Raw genomic sequence first — 17,274 nt, 5'->3', positions numbered from 1 at the left:
GGCGATTGCCCCTACAGCGCCCTACCCGCCTCGTCGTATTGCTATTGTTTTGATAGCGAAAAGTCGGTCACCAGCGGCAGGTGATCGGACATGCGGGCCCAGATCGGCCCGCGCGGCACGGAGCATGCGAGCAGCTCCAGCTGCCGGCCGTAGATGAAGTCGAGCTGCGCGACCGGTAAGCGCGAGGGATAGGTCAGGGTACGCGGCCCGCGCAGGTCGCTGGAATCGCGCATGCCCATGGCGTTCATCGCGTAGCGCATCCGCGCGCCCCAGTCGTTGAAGTCCCCGGCGACGATCAGCGCCTCCCCGGGCGGAATCTCGCGCTCGATGAATTCGCGCAGTTGGGCGACCTGGCGGACGCGACTGCCCTTGATCAAGCCCAGGTGCACCACGATGGCGTGGACGGGCGTGCCGTCGAGGTCGATCGCCACGTGCAGGAGTCCGCGCTGTTCGAAGCGGTGGTCCGAGATGTCCTGGTGGGTCTTGCGCAGCACCGGCCAGCGGGTGAGCAGCGCATTGCCATGCTCACCGTGCTTGGTGATGGCGTTCGTCTCGTAGACCGCGGTGTAGCCCTCGGGCGCGAGGAAATCCGCCTGCGGCAACTCGGGCCAGTGCCGGAAGCGGGCCGCCGCCTGGCGGTTCATCTTGCGCACCTCCTGCAGGCACACGATGTCCGCATCGAGCTGCTCGATGGCGTGGCCGAGGTTGTGTATCTCGAGGCGCCGCGCCGGCCCGATGCCTTGCACACCCTTGTGGATGTTGTAGGTGGCCACCCGAAAGCTGTTCGCCGGCGAATTCATTGCACAAATTGTGGCAGGAGCAGGATCGCTTCGGCGTTCGACGGCGAAAAACAGGCGTCCGCCGCGGCCCGGTACGGCAGCCATTGCCACGCGGTGTGTTCGCGTGGGTCCAGCCGCGGCGTCACTCGCTCCGGCACGCACAGGCCGAACAAATGCTCCGTGTTGTGGGTGACGCCGGGCGCATAGCGGGCGCGCCAGCGAGGGTAGATCTCGTAGATGTTCTGCAGCTGCCAGTCGACCAGCCGTGGGCCGAGCTCGCTGCCCTCGCCGCAGAGGATCCCTGTTTCCTCCTGGACCTCGCGCGCGGCGGTAAGGCTCAGCGGCTCGTCCGCCGCGTCCTTGCTGCCGGTGACCGATTGCCAGAAGTCGTCGGCGTCGGCGCGTTGGATCAGCAGCACGTCGAGCGCCGGCGTGTGGATCACGACCAGCACCGACTCGGGAATTTTCCAGGGGCGCTCGCTCATGCTGGCGGCCCCTGCCCGATCACGCCGCCGGTTGCGTGTTGCGCAGCTTGATGTGCAGCTCGCGCAGTTGCTTCTCGTCGACCGGGCTCGGTGCCTGCGTCAGCAAGTCCTGCGCGCGCTGGGTCTTGGGGAAGGCGATCACGTCGCGAATCGATTCCGCGCCGCTCAGCAGCATCACCAGGCGGTCGAGGCCGATCGCGATGCCGCCATGCGGGGGCGCGCCGTACTGCAGCGCATCCAGCAGGAAGCCGAACTTGTTCTGTGCATCCTCGGCACTGATCTTCAGCGCGCGGAACACCTTGCTCTGCACTTCCTCGCGGTGGATACGCACCGAGCCGCCGCCCATCTCGATGCCGTTGAGCACCATGTCGTAGGCCTTGGCGATGCACTTCTCGGGGGCCGTGTCCATGAGGTCTTCATGGCCGTCCTTCGGTGCGGTGAACGGGTGGTGCACCGCGGACCAGCGCTGGCCTTCCTCGTCGAACTCGAACATTGGGAAGTCGACCACCCACAGCGGCGCCCAGCGGTCTTCGAACAGGCCGTTCTTCTTGCCGAAGGCGCTGTGGCCGATCTTCACGCGCAGCGCGCCGATGGCGTCGTTGACGACCTTTTCCTTGTCGGCACCGAAGAACACGATGTCGCCATTGCGCGCGCCGGTGCGCGCGATGATCTCGGCCAAGGATGCGTCGTTGAGGTTCTTGACGATCGGGCTCTGCAGGCCTTCGCGACCTTGCTCCGCGTCGTTGACCTTGATGTAGGCCAGGCCCTTGGCGCCGTAGATCTTGACGAACTCGGTGTAGGCGTCGATGTCGCCGCGCGACATGCCGCCTTCACCGCCGCCACCAGGCACGCGCAGCGCCACGACACGGCCGCCGGGCGTGCTGGCCGCCTGGGCGAACACCTTGAACTCGACATTGCGCATCACATCGGTGAGTTCGGTGAACTCCAGCTTGACGCGCAGGTCGGGCTTGTCCGAGCCGTACTTGAACATCGCGTCGCCGTAGCTCATCACGGGGAACGGCGGTAGTTCGACCTCGGCAGCCGCGCGGAAGACCTTGCGGATCATTCCCTCGAACATCTCGCGGATCTCTTCCTCGGCCATGAACGAGGTCTCGATGTCGATCTGCGTGAACTCCGGCTGGCGGTCGGCGCGCAGGTCTTCGTCGCGGAAGCACTTGACGATCTGGTAGTAGCGGTCGTAGCCGGCCACCATCAGCAACTGCTTGAAAAGCTGCGGCGATTGCGGGAGCGCGAAGAAGCTGCCGTCGTGCACGCGGCTCGGCACCAGGTAGTCGCGCGCGCCTTCAGGCGTGGACTTGCCCAGCATGGGCGTCTCGATGTCGATGAAGCCGTTGGCATCGAGGAACTTGCGGGCCTCCATCGTGACCTTGTAGCGCAGCATCATGTTGCGCTGCATCACGGGGCGGCGCAGGTCCAGCACGCGGTGCGTGAGGCGGGTGGTTTCCGACAGGTTGTCGTCGTCCAGAAGGAACGGCGGCGTCACGGAAGGGTTCAGCACCTTCATCTCGTGGCAGAGCACTTCGATCTTGCCGCTCTTGAGGTTGCCATTGACGGTGCCTTCCGGCCGCGCGCGCACCAGACCGGTGATCTGCACGCAGAACTCGTTGCGCAGGCCTTCGGCCGCCGCGAACGTCGCGGCACGATCCGGGTCGCACACGACCTGGACGTAGCCCTCGCGATCGCGCAGGTCGATGAAGATCACGCCCCCATGGTCGCGCCGGCGATTGACCCAGCCGCAAAGGGTGACGGTTTGGCCCAGGAGGGCTTCGGTCACGAGACCGCAATAGATTGAACGCATGGGCATAGGTGAATTCCGGCGCCGGGGTGGCGCGTGATTATTTGATCGCGATCGTTGCGGGGCCGCCAGGAACGACAACCCCCATCGAGACGATGTACTTGAGCGCGTCGTCCACGCTCATCTTGAGTTCGATGCAGTCGCTGCGCTTGAGCATCACGAAATAGCCGCCCGTGGGATTGGGCGTGGTCGGCACGTAGACGCCGAGATAGTCGCCGCCGCCGAGGTGGGCCAGGACTTCATGACCAGGCGTGCCGGTCACGAAGGCAATGGTCCAGACGTCTTCACGCGGCCACTGGACCAGCACCGCGGTGCGGAACGCGTTGCCGTTCTCGGAGAAAAGCGTGTCGGAGACCTGCTTGACGCTGGAGTAGATCGAGCGAACCACCGGAATCCGGCGGACCACCGCATCACCCCAGCCGAGCAGGCGCTTGCCGACAAAGTTGCTGGCGATGGCGCCGACCGACAGCAGGATGGCCAGCGTCAGCAGAACGCCGAGCCCGCGCACCTTGTGTTCGGTGAGGTACTGCTGCCAGTCCTCGGGCAGCAGCCACAGCGTCTGGTCCAGCGTGCCGATGATCCAGTTCAGCACGCCCAGCGTGATGACCAGCGGAACGATGACCAGCAAGCCGGACAGCAGCCATTTGCGCAGCGCGAGCATGGCGGGATCTCAGTCGCTGCTGGATGTGGGGGCCGCAGCGGGCGCCGGCGCAGGCGCCGGCGAGGGCGCGCTCGCTGGCGCATCGGCGGCCTTGGTGGCAGCACCTTCCGCTGGCGCGGCTGGGCTGGCGCTCGCCCCGGCGCTGTCGCCGCCCTTCTTGCCTCCGCCGTCGCGGAAATCGGTCACGTACCAGCCGGACCCCTTGAGCTGGAAGCCGGCGGCGGTGAGTTGCTTGCTGAACGCACTCGCGCCGCAAGCCGGGCACTCCGAAAGAGGAGCGTCGGACATTTTCTGCAGCACGTCCTTGGCAAAGCCGCAGGCGCTGCACTTGTAGGCGTAGATAGGCATGGATTGGGGGGCGAAATGGGCGGCCGGCGGCCGCTCGCAAAGCCCTCGATTATAAGGGCGCCCTCTGGCCGCCCTCCCGCGCGGATCAGGCCGGATCGACGGCCAGCGGGCGGTGCGGCGTGCGCGTGTTCGACACCCACTGCGGCGCCAGCGACCCGGCCACCATCCCGCCGAACGACGCCAGCAGGCCTGCGAGCTGGGCCGGGAACTCCTTGCCCCACGGCATGCCGAGGAACAGCAGCCAGACGCCGATGCCGAGCACCACCGCCGCCACCGCGCCCTGCGTGGTGGCGCGCTGCCAGTACAGGCCGCACACCAGCGGCACGAAAGCGCCCACCAGCGGCACCTGGTAGGCGCCGGAGACCAGTTCATAGATCGGGGTGCCCTGCATCCGGATCGCGTAGGTCAGCACCGCCGCGCTGAACAGCAGCACCGTGATGCGCATGGTCATCAGGTTGGCCTTGTCGCTGCCCGCCGGCCGGAACTGCCGCCAGATGTTCTCGGTGAAGGTCACGCTTGGCGCGAGCAGCGTCGCGGAAGCCGTGGACTTGATGGCCGACAGCAGCGCGCCGAAGAACAGCACCTGCATCACGAAGGGCATCTTCTCCAGCACCAACGTCGGCAGGACCTTCTGCGGGTCGTCCTTGAGCAGGGTGGCGGTTTCCTCCGGCATGATGAGCAGCGCGCTCGCCACCAGGAACATCGGCACGAAGGCGAACAGGATGTAGGCGACGCCGCCGATGACCGGCCCGCGCGTCGCGGACTTGACGCTGTTGGCAGACATCACGCGCTGGAACACGTCCTGCTGCGGGATCGAGCCCAGCATCATGGTGATGGCCGCGGCGAAGAAGAAGACCATGTCCTTCAGGTTCGGCTCCGGCCAGAACTTGAACAGATCCTTGCTGACCGCGAAGGCCACCACCTTGTCGGCGCCGCCGGCCATGTTGCCGGCGAAGACGGCGATCACCGCGAGGCCGAGCACCAGGATGATCATCTGGATGAAGTCCGTCACCGCAACCGACCACATGCCGCCGAAGAGCGTGTAGGCCAGGATCGAGACGACCCCGATCACCATGCCCAGCGAAACGCTGATCGCGCCGCCCGACAGCACGTTGAACACCAGCCCCAGCGCCGTGACCTGGGCCGATACCCAGCCGAGGTAGCTGAGCATGATGATCAGCGAGCAGGCGATCTCGATGGTGCGGCCGAAACGCTCGCGGTAGTAGTCGCTGATGGTCAGCAGCGTCATGCGGTACAGCTTGCCCGCGAAGAACAGGCCGACCAGGATCAGGCAGGTGCCGGCGCCGAAGGGATCCTCGATCACGCCGTTCAGGCCGCCTTCGATGAACTTGGCCGGGATGCCGAGCACGGTCTCGGAGCCGAACCACGTCGCGAAGGTGGTGGTCACGATCATGTACAGGGGCAGGTGGCGCCCTGCGATCGCGAAGTCGGTGGTGTTCTTGACGCGCTTGGCCGCATACAGGCCGATCGCGATGGTGACGAGCAGGTAGATGATGACCAGGGTCAACAGCACGGCAAATTCTCCAAATCAGAAAAGACGCACGCGCACCAGCACCTGCATCGCGATCAACCCCAATACAAAACCTATGCCACCGTAGATGATCGCCTGCAGGAGACGGTTCGTACGCTTCTGAGCAGCCAGAAGCTCCATCAGTTCGCGGCGGTGGTCCGCGGGCCGATTTTCCAGGAAATCGTGCATGAGCCGCGGCAGCTGCGGCAGCAATTTGGCGTAGCGCGGCGCCTCGGCGCGCAGTTGCTCGAAGAGCTTGCGAGGGCCGATCTGCTCGCTCATCCACTTTTCAAGGAAGGGCTTGGCGGTGTTCCAGAGGTCGAGTTCGGGGTCAAGCTGGCGCCCCAGGCCCTCGATGTTGAGCAGGGTCTTCTGAAGCAGCACGAGCTGCGGCTGGATCTCGACGTGGAAGCGGCGGGAGGTCTGGAACAGGCGCATGAGCACCATGCCCAGCGAGATCTCCTTGAGCGGCCGGTCGAAGTACGGCTCGCACACCGTCCGGATCGCGGCCTCGAGTTCGTCGATGCGGGTGCCGATCGGCACCCAACCGCTTTCGAGGTGCAGCTCGGCGACGCGCTTGTAGTCACGCCGGAAGAAGGCCACGAAGTTCTGCGCGAGGTATTCCTTGTCGGACTCGGTCAGCGTGCCGATGATGCCGAAATCGAGCGATACATAGCGCCCGAAGGTCTCCGGCGCCAGGCTCACCTGGATATTGCCCGGATGCATGTCGGCGTGGAAGAAGCCGTCGCGGAACACCTGCGTGAAGAAGATGGTGACGCCGTCGCGCGCCAGCTTCGGGATGTCGACGCCGGCGGCGCGCAGGCGATCGAGCTGCGCGATCGGCACACCCTTCATGCGCTCCATCACGATCACCTCCGGATGGCAGAAGTCCCAGAACATCTCGGGGATCATCACCAGCTTGAGCGGCTCCATGTTGCGACGCAGCTGCGCCGCATTGGCCGCCTCACGCACCAGATCGAGCTCGTCGTGGAGGTACTTGTCGAACTCGGCGACCACCTCGCGCGGCTTCAGGCGCTTGCCGTCGGCCGAGAGGTTCTCGACCCAGCCGGCCATCATGGCCATGAGCGCAAGGTCCTTCTCGATCACGTCACGCATGCCCGGCCGCAGCACCTTGACCGCTGCCTCGCGCACCGTTCCGTTGCTCACGCGCACGGTCGCGAAATGCACCTGCGCGATCGACGCGCTCGCCACCGGCGTCTCGTCGAACTGCACGAAGATGTCGCTGACCGGCCGGCGGAATGCGCGCTCGATGGTGGCAATCGCCACCTTCGACGGAAACGGAGGAACGCGATCCTGCAGCCACGCCAACTCGTCGGCGATGTCGGCCGGCAGCAGGTCGCGCCGGGTCGACAGCACCTGTCCGAACTTGACGAAGATCGGCCCCAGCCGCTCCAGCGCCTCGCGCAGGCGCTGGCCGCGCGGCGCGTCGAGCTTGCGGCCCACCGAGACGATGCGGGCCACCACGCGCAGCCACGGCTTCTGGAAGCTGGTGAGGACGAGTTCGTCGAGGCCGTAGCGAAGCGCGACCCAGACGATGAAGATGCCGCGATAGACGCGGCTCATTCGGTGCCCGCAGGCCCGCCGGCCTTGCCGGAGCGCTCGCCGACAAAGTGCCGCAGCGCTTCCACCACGCGGCGGGCGCCCGTCGCGATCGTGTGCGCGGGCACATCGCCGATGGCGCGCGCAAGGTCGTCCTCCACATCCCAGCGCACATGGTCGACCAGCCAGTTGACCTCTGCCGCAAGCTGAACGTCACCCTCGATGCGCACGGCGGGCTTCTCGCCCCGGAATGCCGCGCGTGCGAGGCCGAAGGGAGACTCCTCGGTCACGGTCAGCGTGAGTTCTGCCGTGGCGCCTTCGGGCGCCAGGTCGAGCAGGCCGGCCGGCGTGGCGACGAACTTCATCGTCACGAAGCGCCACTCGAACTGCACCACGCGGCCTTGCTGGCGCATGAGGCGCTGCTGTGCCTCGGGCTCCTGTTGGAGCACATGGTTCAGGAAGAGCACCGTGCGGTGCTGGATCTCGTGAACCGCCCAGGCCGGCGGCTGGAGGCGGCTGCCGACGCGATTGAACAGGTCGTCGAGAAATGAAAATGGGGACGATGGTGTAACCATGTCCCCATTATCCGGGCTTGCGACCCGATCGAATCGCCGAGCGCTTACTGAAGTGCCTGCACTCCGGCGACCAGCCAGCCACTGGAACCGCTGGTCGGCTTGGTCATGTTCCACACTTCACGGAACGGGCTCGGGCCGGATGAGACGTCCTCGCGGATCATTCCGGAGAATTCCACGCTGGCCAGGTAGGCGTCCGGAAGCTCCTCGATGCCCAGCAGCTTGGCGTCGAGCATCACGACCTCGGTCTTGTTCGGCTGGCCGCCGGTGTGGTTCTCGCGCTCGGCCAGTTGCTGGCGGATCTCGCCGACCATGCCGTCGGTCATCATCGAGCGCAGCATGCCGATGTCGGCACGGTCCCAGGCGTCCTGCAGCGTCACGAAATTGCGCTTGGCTGCCGTCAGGAAGCCATCCGTATCGAAGCCGGCGGGGATGCCCCAGCTTTGCGATCCGGCCAGCGCCGAGCCGATGATGCTGCCACCCGCGGCGGCTGCGCCTGCCATCGACGAGCCCGACTGATGCGGGTGCGCCGGCGTCGTGTCGAAAGCGGCGGCATTGCGTTCCCAAGGACGGGCCGACGCGTCATTGCCCACGTTGTTGGGGCTGTACTGCGCAGGCGCAGTGGCGTCTGCGGGGTTGCCCGCGCCCTGGAAGGCGAAGCCGCCGGCCCGTGGCGCAGCGCTGTTGCGCGAACGCGCCGCAAAGATGCGCCAAACGACCACGGCTGCCAGCACCAGCAAGCCGATCAGCAGGATGTTGCCGAAGGCAGCGCCGAGACCCAGCGAGTGTGCGAGCCATGCCAGGCCCAGGCCTGCGGCCAGACCGCCCAGCATGCCGGCCCACGGACGCTTGGGGGCTGCTGCAGGGGCAGCGGCCGGCGCGGGCTTGGCCGCGGCGTTGTTGACGTTCTGTGCGGGAGCGCCCGGCGTGGCAGGCGTTGTGGCAGGCGGGGTCGCCTGGCGCTGGGTGACGTTACCGGACTGCTTGCCGAACGACTTTCCGCCGCCCATGCGGGCAGCGTCGGCATCGATGCTCACGATGGCCAGCGCACACACCAGCATCACGGACCAGAAATTCTTCATGACGTCTCCTCTTCGGCAAACAAAATTGTTCAACACTTGATTCCAACATGCAGGGCGACAACACCGCCAGTCATGTTGTGATAGTCCACATGCCCGAAACCGCCCTCCTTCATCAGGGTCTTGAGTTCTTCCTGGGTGGGATGCATGCGAATCGATTCGGCGAGATAGCGGTAGCTGGCATCGTCGCCAGCGACCACCTTGCCCAGGCGTGGCAGCACACTGAACGAATACCAGTCGTAGGCCTTCTGCAGCGGCTTGGCGACCTTGGAAAATTCAAGCACGAGCAACTTGCCGCGTGGCTTCAGCACGCGGTTCATCTCCTTCAGCGCGGCGTCCTTGTGGGTCATGTTGCGCAGGCCGAAGGCGACTGTCACCACGTCGAAATGGTTGTCCGGAAAGGGCAGTTTTTCCGCGTCGCAGACCAGCGTGGGCAAGGCAACGCCGGCATCCAGCAGCCGGTCACGACCTGTGCGCAGCATGGCCTCGTTGATGTCGGTGTGGACCACCTCGCCGGTGCTGCCGACCTTCTTGGCGAAAGCGAGCGCCAGGTCGCCCGTGCCACCGGCGATGTCGAGCACCTTCGAGCCCTCGCCCACGTTCGCGACCATCACCGTGTAGGCCTTCCAAGCGCGATGAAGCCCCATGGACATGAGGTCGTTCATGAGGTCGTAGCGCGTTGCTACCGAGTCGAAGACACCGCGTACGCGGCGGGCCTTGTCGCTTTCGTCGACCGATTCAAAGCCGAAATGGGTGGTACTCATGCTCCCGATGTTAGGCCGGAAGCGTTCGCATCAAGCCGACGACCCCGCAGGGACACCGGACTTTCGTGATCAATGGCTACCGCAGGCGTGCCCGCCCTTTTCGGGCATCGGGGCATCCCGGTCCACGCCCGCTGCAGCGAGGCGCTGCTCGTACTCGGCCCAGAGTTCCTCCTGGCGAGTGCCGAGTTCGTACAGCAGGTCCCACGAGAAGATCCCGCTGTCATGGCCATCGCTGAAAGTCGGCTGCACGGCGTAGTTGCCCACCGGTTGCAGGTCGATCAGGCCGACGTTGCGCTTGCCGGTCTGCAGCACTTCCTGGCCCGGTCCGTGGCCCTGCACTTCCGCCGAGGGCGAATAGATGCGCATCAGCTCGAAGGGAATGCGGAAGGTCGCACCATCGGAAAAGCCCACCTCCAGCACACGCGATTGGCTGTGCAAGGTGATCGACTGGGGCGTCGGTGCGCCCGATTTCAAACCTGCCATCAGAAACTCCTTGTCGCCAGACGCTGGATCATGTCGCGCTCCATTGCCGGCAGCTTTGCCTCGACCGAGGCTTCCCGCCCGGCGTCGGGCTGGCGCTGTGCCGACGCCCACACGGGAGACGGAAAGCGCGTGTCCCAGTCGAAGCGAGCAATCACATGCCAGTGCAGATGCGGCACCATGTTGCCAAGTGCGGCGAGATTGATCTTGGCGGGCGCCAATGCCTCGCGCAGGCCCTGCTCCACCACGGCCACCGCCTCCATGCAAAGGGCGCGGTCCTCGGGCGACAGGTCGGACCATTCGGCCACGTGGTCCTTCCACACGACGCGATAGAAGGCAGGAAAGTTCGCCTCTGCTGCATGGATCACGCGCAGCTTCGCCGCGTCGAAGACCAACCGGCCGCCGAGGTCATCGCACAGGGGGCAGCCCGTGACGCGCATGTCCGTCACACCAGCACGCGTTCGATGCCGCCCTGGTTGGCAGCGGCCACGTACTCTGGCATCCAGCTCTCGCCCAGGATCTTGTTGGCCATCTCGACCACGATGTAGTCGGCTTCGAGCAGGCCGTTGTTCAAGTCATTGCCGTAGCGGCTCAGGCCTTGCAGGCAGCTTGGGCAGCTCGTGAGAATCTTGACGTTGTCCGTGGGCGCCACCTTGCCAGCATCGCGCAGCGCGGCCTCGCCCTTGCGGAGCTCCTCTTCCTTGCGGAAGCGGATCTGCGTCGAGATGTCCGGGCGCGTCACGCCCAGCGTGCCCGACTCGCCGCAGCAGCGGTCGTTCTTGAGCACGTTGTCACCGACGAGCGCCTTGACGGTCTTCATCGGATCCTGCAGCTTCATCGGCGTGTGGCAGGGGTCGTGATAGAGGTAGCCTCCGCCGCCAGCATCGGCGAGCGTGATGCCCTTCTCCAGCAGGTACTCGTGGATGTCGATGATCCGGCAGCCCGGGAAGATCTTGTCGAACTGGTAGCCCTGCAGCTGGTCGTAGCAGGTGCCGCAACTCACCACCACGGTCTTGATGTCGAGGTAGTTCAGCGTATTGGCGACGCGGTGGAAGAGCACCCGGTTGTCGGTGATCATCTTCTCGGCCTTGTCGAACTGCCCGCTGCCGCGCTGCGGATAGCCGCAGCACAGGTAGCCAGGCGGCAGCACGGTCTGCACGCCCGCATGCCACAGCATGGCCTGCGTGGCGAGGCCCACCTGCGAGAAAAGCCGCTCCGAGCCGCAACCCGGGAAATAGAACACCGCCTCGGTCTCGGGCGTGGTCGTCTTCGGGTCGCGAATGATCGGCACGTAGTCCGCATCCTCGATGTCGAGCAGCGCGCGCGCCGTCTTCTTGGGCAATCCGCCGGGCATCTTCTTGTTGATGAAGTGGATCACCTGCTCCTTGACCGGCGCCGGCCCGAGCGTGGCGGGCGGTGCGGCCGTCTGCTTCTTCGCGAGGCCGCGCAGCAGGTCGTTGGCCAGGCGCTGTGCCTTGAACCCGATGTCGACCATGCCCGTTCGCATCATCTTGATGGTCTGCGGATTGGTCGCGTTGAGGAAGAACATCGCCGCCGCATTGCCGGGCCGGAAGGACTTCTGGCCCATCTTGCGCAGCAGGTTGCGCATGTTCATCGACACGTCGCCGAAGTCGATCTTGACCGGGCACGGCGAGAGGCACTTGTGGCAGACCGTGCAGTGATCGGCCACGTCCTCGAACTCTTCCCAGTGCTTGATGCTCACGCCGCGCCGGGTCTGCTCCTCGTAGAGGAAGGCCTCGACCAGCAGCGAGGTCGCGAGGATCTTGTTGCGCGGCGAATAGAGCAGGTTGGCGCGCGGCACGTGCGTCGCGCAGACCGGCTTGCACTTGCCGCAGCGCAGGCAGTCCTTGACGCTGTCGGCAATGGCGCCGATGTCGCTCTGCTGCATGATGATCGACTCGTGGCCCATCAGGCCGAAGCTCGGCGTGTAGGCATTGGTCAGGTCCGCCTGCAGGGCGCGCCCGTCCTGCGCCTGGTGTTCGTTGCTGCGCAGCAGCTTGCCCTTGTTGAACCGGCCTTCGGGGTCGACTCGGCGCTTGTAGTCGGTGAAGGGCTGCAACTCGTCGTCGCTCAGGAATTCGAGCTTGGTGATGCCGATGCCGTGCTCGCCCGAGATGACCCCGTCGAGACTGCGCGCCAGCACCATGATGCGTGCGACGGCCGCATGGGCAGTCTGCAGCATCTCGTAGTTGTCGCTGTTGACGGGGATGTTGGTGTGCACGTTGCCGTCGCCCGCGTGCATGTGGAGCGCGACCCACACGCGGCCCTTGAGCACACGCTTGTGGATCTCGTTGCACTCGGCCAGGATCGGCGCGAACTCGGCACCCGAGAAGATGGTTGCCAGCGGCGCGCGGACCTGGGTCTTCCAGCTCGCGCGCAGCGAATGGTCCTGCAGCTGCGGGAACAGCGCCTCGACGTTGTCGAGCCACCCTTGCCACAACGCGCGCACCTCGCGCACCAGCGCCACAGCCTGCGCCACGCGGTCTTCCAGCAACTCGGCCGACGGGATGTCGTTGGCGTCGTCGCTCTTGCCCAGCGGCAGGTTGCCGCGCGCCAGGAAGGCTTCGAGCTCGTCGGCCAGCGCGATCTTGTTCTGCAGCGACAGCTCGATGTTGATGCGCTCGATGCCGTCCGTGTACTCGGCCATGCGCGGCAGCGGGATCACCACGTCTTCATTGATCTTGAAGGCGTTGGTGTGCTTGCTGATGGCGGCCGTGCGCTTGCGGTCGAGCCAGAATTTCTTGCGCGCCTCGGGGCTGATGGCGATGAAGCCCTCGCCGCTGCGCGAATTCGCGATGCGCACCACCTCGGAGGTCACGCGCGCCACGGCGTCGGCGTCGTCGCCGGCGATGTCGCCGAACAGCACCATCTTCGGCAGGCCGCCGTGCTTCTTCGACTTGGTCGCATAGCCGACCGCCTTGAGATAGCGGTCGTCCAGATGCTCCAGGCCGGCCAGCAGGACGCCGGAGCGCTTCTGCTCGGCGAACATGAAGTCCTTGATCTCGACGATGCTCGGCACCGCATCCTTCGCGTTGCCGAAGAACTCGAGGCAGACCGTGCGCGTGTGCGCCGCCATGCGGTGCACGATCCAGCGCGCACTGGTGATCAGGCCGTCGCAGCCTTCCTTCTGGATGCCGGGCAGGCCCGAGAGGAACTTGTCGGTCACGTCCTTGCCGAGGCCTTCCTTGCGGAAGGTCTTGCCGGGGATCTCCAGTCGCTCGGCGCGTAGTGCGGTCTTGCCGTCGGCGGCGAAGTACTGCAGTTCGAACACGGCGCTTTCGGCGTCATGGATCTTGCCGAGGTTGTGGCCGACACGCGTGACCTCCAGCCACTCGGCCTGCGGCGTGACCATGCGCCAGGACGCGAGGTTGTCCAGCGCAGTGCCCCAGAGCACCGCCTTCTTGCCGCCGGCATTCATCGCGACGTTGCCGCCCACGCACGAAGCCTCGGCCGAGGTCGGATCGACCGCGAACACGAAGCCCGCGCGTTCGGCCGCGTCGGCCACGCGCTGGGTGACGACGCCCGCTTCGGTCCAGATCGTCGGCACCGGGTTGTCCAGCCCCGGCAGCGAGATCGTCTCGACCTCGGTCATCGCCTCGAGCTTCTCGGTGTTGATGACGACGCTGTTCCAGGTCAACGGGATCGCGCCGCCCGTGTAGCCGGTGCCGCCTCCGCGCGGAATGATGGTCAGGCCCAGTTCGATGCAGCCCTTGACCAGCCCGGCCATCTCGGCCTCCGTGTCGGGCGTCAGCACGACGAAGGGGTATTCGACGCGCCAGTCGGTCGCGTCGGTCACGTGCGACACACGCGAGAGCCCGTCGAACTTGATGTTGTCCTTGGCGGTGAGCCGGCGCAGCGTGCGCGTGGCCTTGCGCCGCAGGGCTGCGACGTCGCGGAACATGGTGTCGAAGGCCGAGATCGCCTGGGCCACCAGGCCGGTCAGTTCGCCGACGAGCAGGTCGCGCTGGGCATCGCTGTCGGGCGTGCGGCGCTTCTGCACTTCGGTCAGGCGGTGGTTGAGCGCGTCCACCAGCTGGCCACGCCGGCGCGGATTGTCGAGCAGGTCGTCGACGAGATAGGGATTCCGCTGCACGACCCAGATGTCGCCCAGCACCTCGTAGAGCATGCGGGCGGATCGGCCGGTTCGGCGCTCGGAGCGCAGGATCTGCAGGAGTTCCCAGCCTCGCTCGCCCAGCAGGCGAATCACGATCTCGCGATCGGAGAAGCTGGTGTAGTTGTAGGGGATCTCACGCAATCGCACAGGCTCTGCGGCCTGCGACAACAACGCCGTCAAAGCGGTCGGAGCATTCATCGGGGAGTGGCCTCGGTCGGGCGCTGCGCGCCCATCAACCAGGGGCGTGCATTTTAAGGCAGGCCCGCGGGGCCTGCCGGAGAGTCAGAACAGGACGCGGCTGCGGATGGTTCCAGGCACCTTGGCGAGCTTTTCCAGGGCCAGGTCGGACGACTCCGCATCGATGTCGGTCACCACGTAGCCCACCTTCTCGTTGGTCTGCAGGTATTGCGAGGAGATGTTGATGTTGTTGTCCGAGAAGATCCGGTTGATCTCCGACAGCACGCCCGGCACGTTGCGGTGGATGTGCAGCAGCCGGTGCTTGCCCGGATGGGCCGGCAGCGCCACCTCGGGGAAGTTGACGGACGAGGTCGAAGTGCCGTTGTCGCTGTACTTCACGAGTTTCTCGGCCACTTCGAGGCCGATGTTGGCCTGCGCCTCCATGGTCGATCCGCCGATGTGCGGCGTGAGGATCACGTTGTCCAGCCCGCGCAGCGGCGACTGGAACTCGTCCTTGTTGCTGCGCGGCTCGACCGGGAACACGTCGATGGCGGCGCCCAGCAGCTTTTTCTCCTTGAGGGCGCCAGCCAGGGCCTCGATCTCGACCACCGTGCCACGGGAGGCATTGATCAGGATGGCGCCGGGCTTCATGGCCGCGATCTCCGTCGCGCCGATCATCCACTGCGTGGCCTGTGTCTCCGGGACGTGCAGGCTCACGATGTCGCTCTGCGCCAGCAGGTCAGGCAGGAGCCGCACCTGGCGTGCATTGCCCAAGGGCAGCTTGGTGACGACGTCAAAGAATGCCACCTGCATGCCGAGCGCCTCGGCCAGCACCGACAGCTGCGCGCCGATGGAGCCGTAGCCCACGATGCCCAGCGTCTTGCCGCGGATCTCGAAAGCGTTGTCGGCCGTCTTGAGCCAGCCGCCGCGGTGTGCGACGGCGCTCTTCTCGGGCACGCCGCGCAGCAACAGGATGGCCTCGGCCAACACCAGCTCGGCCACCGAGCGTGTATTGGAATAGGGAGCATTGAAGACGACGACGCCGTGCTCGCGCGCCGCATCCAGGTCGACCTGGTTGGTGCCGATGCAGAAGCAACCGACGGCCACGAGCTTCTGCGCCTCGGCGAACACCTCGGCCGTCAGCTGCGTGCGCGACCGGATGCCCAGGAAGTGAACGTCGGCAATGCGCGCCTTCAGCTCGGCATCCGGCAAGGCGCCGGAGAGCGATTCGACGTTCGTATAGCCGGCCGCATGCAACACCTCGACCGCCGAAGGATGGATGCCTTCCAGCAGGAGGAACTTGATCTTGCTTTTGTCGAGGGAGGTCTTGCTCATGCGAGTGCGGAGGCCCGCCCGAACCCCAAAGCCAGAGCCGGCAGAGCCGAAAAAAGGGAGCGCGATGCTAGCATGGTGCGCCGCAACATGCAGGCGGTGGGGCGTTGCACCAAAAAGGGTTTCCCCGGCTGGTGAACAATGCGCCCGGCGCGAAAAATATGTGACGCTGTCGTGTCATACAAGCGACCTAGCATTCGCGCTTTTTATTTCCCCCCTCAGGAGTCTTCATGCGATTCAAAACGCTCGCCATGGCATCGGCGCTTGCCGCGACGCTGTTCACCCCCGCGTTCGCGCAAACCGAAATCCAATGGTGGCATTCCATGACTGCCGTCAACGGCGAATGGGTCAACGATCTGGCCAAGCAGTTCAACGAGAGCCAGAAGGAATACAAGGTCATCCCGACATACAAGGGGACCTACGATGAATCGATGACCGCATCGATCGCCGCCTTCCGCGCCGGCAATGCGCCGCACATCCTGCAGGTGTTCGAAGTGGGCACGGCCACCATGATGGCCAGCAAGGGCGCGGTCATCCCGGTGGCCCAGGTCATGAAGGACGCCGGCGCGAAGTTCGACCCGAACGCCTATATCTCCGCGGTCGCCGGCTACTACACGGCGCCGAACGGCCAGATGCTGAGCTTCCCGTTCAACAGCTCGACGACGATCTTCTATTTCAACAAGGACGCCTTCAAGGCCGCTGGCCTGGACACGACCAAGGCCCCGGCGACCTGGCCCGAAGTGGTCGCCGCCGCAGCCAAGCTCAAGGCCGCCGGCCACAAGTGCCCGTTCACCACCGCCTGGCAAGGCTGGACCCAGCTCGAAAGCTTCTCGGCCTGGCACAACGTCGAGTTCGCTACCAAGAACAACGGCCTCTCCGGCCTCGACGCGCGCATGAAGATCAACTCGCCGCTGCACGTGCGCCACATCGACAACCTGGCGAACATGGCCAAGCAGGGTCTCTTCGTCTACAAGGGCCGCGGCAACGTGCCGGAAGCCAGCTTCGTGTCGGGCGAGTGCGCCATGATCAACACCTCGTCGGGCTTCTACGGCAACGTGGCCAAGAACGCCAAGTTCGCCTACGGTCTGGCACCTCTGCCCTACTACCAGGATGTGCAGGGCGCTCCGCAGAACACCGTCATCGGCGGCGCCAGCCTCTGGGTGATGTCGGGCAAGAAGCCAGCCGAATACAAGGGCGTGGCCGAGTTCTTCAAGTTCATCTCGACGCCTGAAGTGCAATCCGCCAGCCACAAGCGCACGGGCTACCTGCCCGTGACCACCGCGGCCTACCAGCTCACCGAGAAATCGGGCTTCTACAAGGAGAACCCGGGCACGGACGTGGCTGTCACGCAGATGATCCGCAAGGTGACCGACAAGAGCCGCGGCATCCGCCTGGGCAACTATGTGCAGATCCGCGCGATCGAGGACGAGGAACTCGAACAGGTCTGGTCCGGCAAGAAGTCGTCCAAGGAAGCCCTGGATTCGATCGTGAAGCGCGGCGACGAACTGCTCGAACGCTTCCAGAAAGCCAACAAGAGCTGACGCTCTCATCGCGG

Annotated in this window: 15 protein-coding genes; 1 reads left to right on the top strand and 14 read right to left on the bottom strand. The window is 65.5% G+C overall.

Annotation, left to right across the window (positions count from 1 at the left end; all coding sequences use genetic code 11):
- Window positions 1–41: 41 nt before the first annotated feature.
- The 14 genes from QTH90_RS20440 to serA form a co-directional block, all read right to left on the bottom strand.
- Window positions 42–800, bottom strand: a complete 759-nt coding sequence (locus tag QTH90_RS20440) for an endonuclease/exonuclease/phosphatase family protein (protein ID WP_286666401.1) — start codon at window positions 798–800, stop codon at window positions 42–44.
- Window positions 797–1,264, bottom strand: a complete 468-nt coding sequence (gene nudB, locus QTH90_RS20435) for a dihydroneopterin triphosphate diphosphatase (protein WP_286666400.1) — start codon at window positions 1,262–1,264, stop codon at window positions 797–799. The genes QTH90_RS20440 and nudB overlap by 4 nt, the downstream gene beginning before the upstream one ends.
- A gap of 19 nt (window positions 1,265–1,283) precedes the next feature.
- Window positions 1,284–3,089 carry an aspartate--tRNA ligase gene (gene aspS, locus QTH90_RS20430; protein ID WP_286666399.1) on the bottom strand — a complete coding sequence of 602 codons (1,806 nt, stop codon included), beginning with the start codon at window positions 3,087–3,089 and terminating at the stop codon, window positions 1,284–1,286.
- Window positions 3,090–3,120: 31 nt separating this feature from the next.
- Window positions 3,121–3,741: a DUF502 domain-containing protein gene (locus QTH90_RS20425; protein WP_286666398.1), complete on the bottom strand. Its 621-nt coding sequence runs from the start codon at window positions 3,739–3,741 to the stop codon at window positions 3,121–3,123.
- 9 nt (window positions 3,742–3,750) lie between these two features.
- Window positions 3,751–4,089 carry an FmdB family zinc ribbon protein gene (locus tag QTH90_RS20420; protein ID WP_286666397.1) on the bottom strand — a complete coding sequence of 113 codons (339 nt, stop codon included), beginning with the start codon at window positions 4,087–4,089 and terminating at the stop codon, window positions 3,751–3,753.
- An 85-nt stretch (window positions 4,090–4,174) separates the two neighbouring features.
- Window positions 4,175–5,623: a high affinity choline transporter 1 gene (locus QTH90_RS20415; RefSeq protein ID WP_286666396.1), complete on the bottom strand. Its 1,449-nt coding sequence runs from the start codon at window positions 5,621–5,623 to the stop codon at window positions 4,175–4,177.
- 15 nt (window positions 5,624–5,638) lie between these two features.
- Window positions 5,639–7,204: a ubiquinone biosynthesis regulatory protein kinase UbiB gene (gene ubiB / locus QTH90_RS20410; RefSeq protein WP_286569307.1), complete on the bottom strand. Its 1,566-nt coding sequence runs from the start codon at window positions 7,202–7,204 to the stop codon at window positions 5,639–5,641.
- The gene (locus QTH90_RS20405; protein ID WP_286666395.1) at window positions 7,201–7,755 is read right to left on the bottom strand and encodes a ubiquinone biosynthesis accessory factor UbiJ; all 555 of its coding nucleotides are present in this window, start codon (window positions 7,753–7,755) and stop codon (window positions 7,201–7,203) included. Before QTH90_RS20405 ends, ubiB begins: the two co-directional genes overlap by 4 nt.
- Before the next feature lie 44 nt (window positions 7,756–7,799).
- A complete protein-coding gene (locus tag QTH90_RS20400; protein WP_286666394.1) occupies window positions 7,800–8,834 on the bottom strand; it encodes a Tim44 domain-containing protein in 1,035 nt (344 codons plus the stop codon).
- Between the two features lie 29 nt (window positions 8,835–8,863).
- Window positions 8,864–9,595, bottom strand: coding sequence for a bifunctional demethylmenaquinone methyltransferase/2-methoxy-6-polyprenyl-1,4-benzoquinol methylase UbiE (gene ubiE / locus QTH90_RS20395; protein WP_286666393.1), 732 nt, complete (start codon window positions 9,593–9,595; stop codon window positions 8,864–8,866).
- A gap of 69 nt (window positions 9,596–9,664) precedes the next feature.
- Window positions 9,665–10,078, bottom strand: a complete 414-nt coding sequence (locus QTH90_RS20390) for a gamma-butyrobetaine hydroxylase family protein (protein ID WP_286666392.1) — start codon at window positions 10,076–10,078, stop codon at window positions 9,665–9,667.
- On the bottom strand, window positions 10,078–10,515 hold the full coding sequence (locus QTH90_RS20385) for an HIT family protein (RefSeq protein ID WP_286666645.1): 438 nt from the start codon (window positions 10,513–10,515) through the stop codon (window positions 10,078–10,080). Before QTH90_RS20385 ends, QTH90_RS20390 begins: the two co-directional genes overlap by 1 nt.
- A gap of 5 nt (window positions 10,516–10,520) precedes the next feature.
- Entirely contained in the window at window positions 10,521–14,408 is a 3,888-nt protein-coding gene (locus QTH90_RS20380; RefSeq protein WP_286666391.1) for a DUF3683 domain-containing protein, read from the bottom strand.
- A gap of 84 nt (window positions 14,409–14,492) precedes the next feature.
- Complete coding sequence (serA, locus tag QTH90_RS20375) at window positions 14,493–15,722, bottom strand: phosphoglycerate dehydrogenase (protein WP_286666390.1); 1,230 nt, start codon at window positions 15,720–15,722, stop codon at window positions 14,493–14,495.
- Between the two features lie 227 nt (window positions 15,723–15,949).
- Between serA and ugpB the strand changes: the two genes are divergently transcribed.
- Window positions 15,950–17,260 (top strand): sn-glycerol-3-phosphate ABC transporter substrate-binding protein UgpB, encoded by a 1,311-nt coding sequence (ugpB, locus tag QTH90_RS20370; RefSeq protein ID WP_286666389.1) that lies wholly within the window; start codon window positions 15,950–15,952, stop codon window positions 17,258–17,260.
- Window positions 17,261–17,274: the final 14 nt, after the last annotated feature.

It is taken from the genome of Variovorax flavidus, from assembly GCF_030317145.1.
Classification (GTDB): domain Bacteria; phylum Pseudomonadota; class Gammaproteobacteria; order Burkholderiales; family Burkholderiaceae_C; genus Variovorax; species Variovorax flavidus.
Note: the sequence above shows the minus strand (reverse complement) of the source record. Positions and strands in the feature narration are given on the sequence as shown.

Excerpts from the sequence above, each read along its gene's own strand:
- QTH90_RS20440 (WP_286666401.1), bottom strand. The coding sequence starts at position 800 with ATGAATTCGCCGGCGAACAGCTTTCGGGTGGCCACCTACAACATCCAC.
- nudB (WP_286666400.1), bottom strand. The coding sequence starts at position 1,264 with ATGAGCGAGCGCCCCTGGAAAATTCCCGAGTCGGTGCTGGTCGTGATC.
- aspS (WP_286666399.1), bottom strand. The coding sequence starts at position 3,089 with ATGCCCATGCGTTCAATCTATTGCGGTCTCGTGACCGAAGCCCTCCTG.
- QTH90_RS20425 (WP_286666398.1), bottom strand. The coding sequence starts at position 3,741 with ATGCTCGCGCTGCGCAAATGGCTGCTGTCCGGCTTGCTGGTCATCGTT.
- QTH90_RS20420 (WP_286666397.1), bottom strand. The coding sequence starts at position 4,089 with ATGCCTATCTACGCCTACAAGTGCAGCGCCTGCGGCTTTGCCAAGGAC.
- ubiB (WP_286569307.1), bottom strand. The coding sequence starts at position 7,204 with ATGAGCCGCGTCTATCGCGGCATCTTCATCGTCTGGGTCGCGCTTCGC.
- QTH90_RS20405 (WP_286666395.1), bottom strand. The coding sequence starts at position 7,755 with ATGGTTACACCATCGTCCCCATTTTCATTTCTCGACGACCTGTTCAAT.
- QTH90_RS20400 (WP_286666394.1), bottom strand. The coding sequence starts at position 8,834 with ATGAAGAATTTCTGGTCCGTGATGCTGGTGTGTGCGCTGGCCATCGTG.
- ubiE (WP_286666393.1), bottom strand. The coding sequence starts at position 9,595 with ATGAGTACCACCCATTTCGGCTTTGAATCGGTCGACGAAAGCGACAAG.
- QTH90_RS20390 (WP_286666392.1), bottom strand. The coding sequence starts at position 10,078 with ATGGCAGGTTTGAAATCGGGCGCACCGACGCCCCAGTCGATCACCTTG.
- QTH90_RS20385 (WP_286666645.1), bottom strand. The coding sequence starts at position 10,515 with ATGCGCGTCACGGGCTGCCCCCTGTGCGATGACCTCGGCGGCCGGTTG.
- QTH90_RS20380 (WP_286666391.1), bottom strand. The coding sequence starts at position 14,408 with ATGAATGCTCCGACCGCTTTGACGGCGTTGTTGTCGCAGGCCGCAGAG.
- serA (WP_286666390.1), bottom strand. The coding sequence starts at position 15,722 with ATGAGCAAGACCTCCCTCGACAAAAGCAAGATCAAGTTCCTCCTGCTG.
- ugpB (WP_286666389.1), top strand. The coding sequence starts at position 15,950 with ATGCGATTCAAAACGCTCGCCATGGCATCGGCGCTTGCCGCGACGCTG.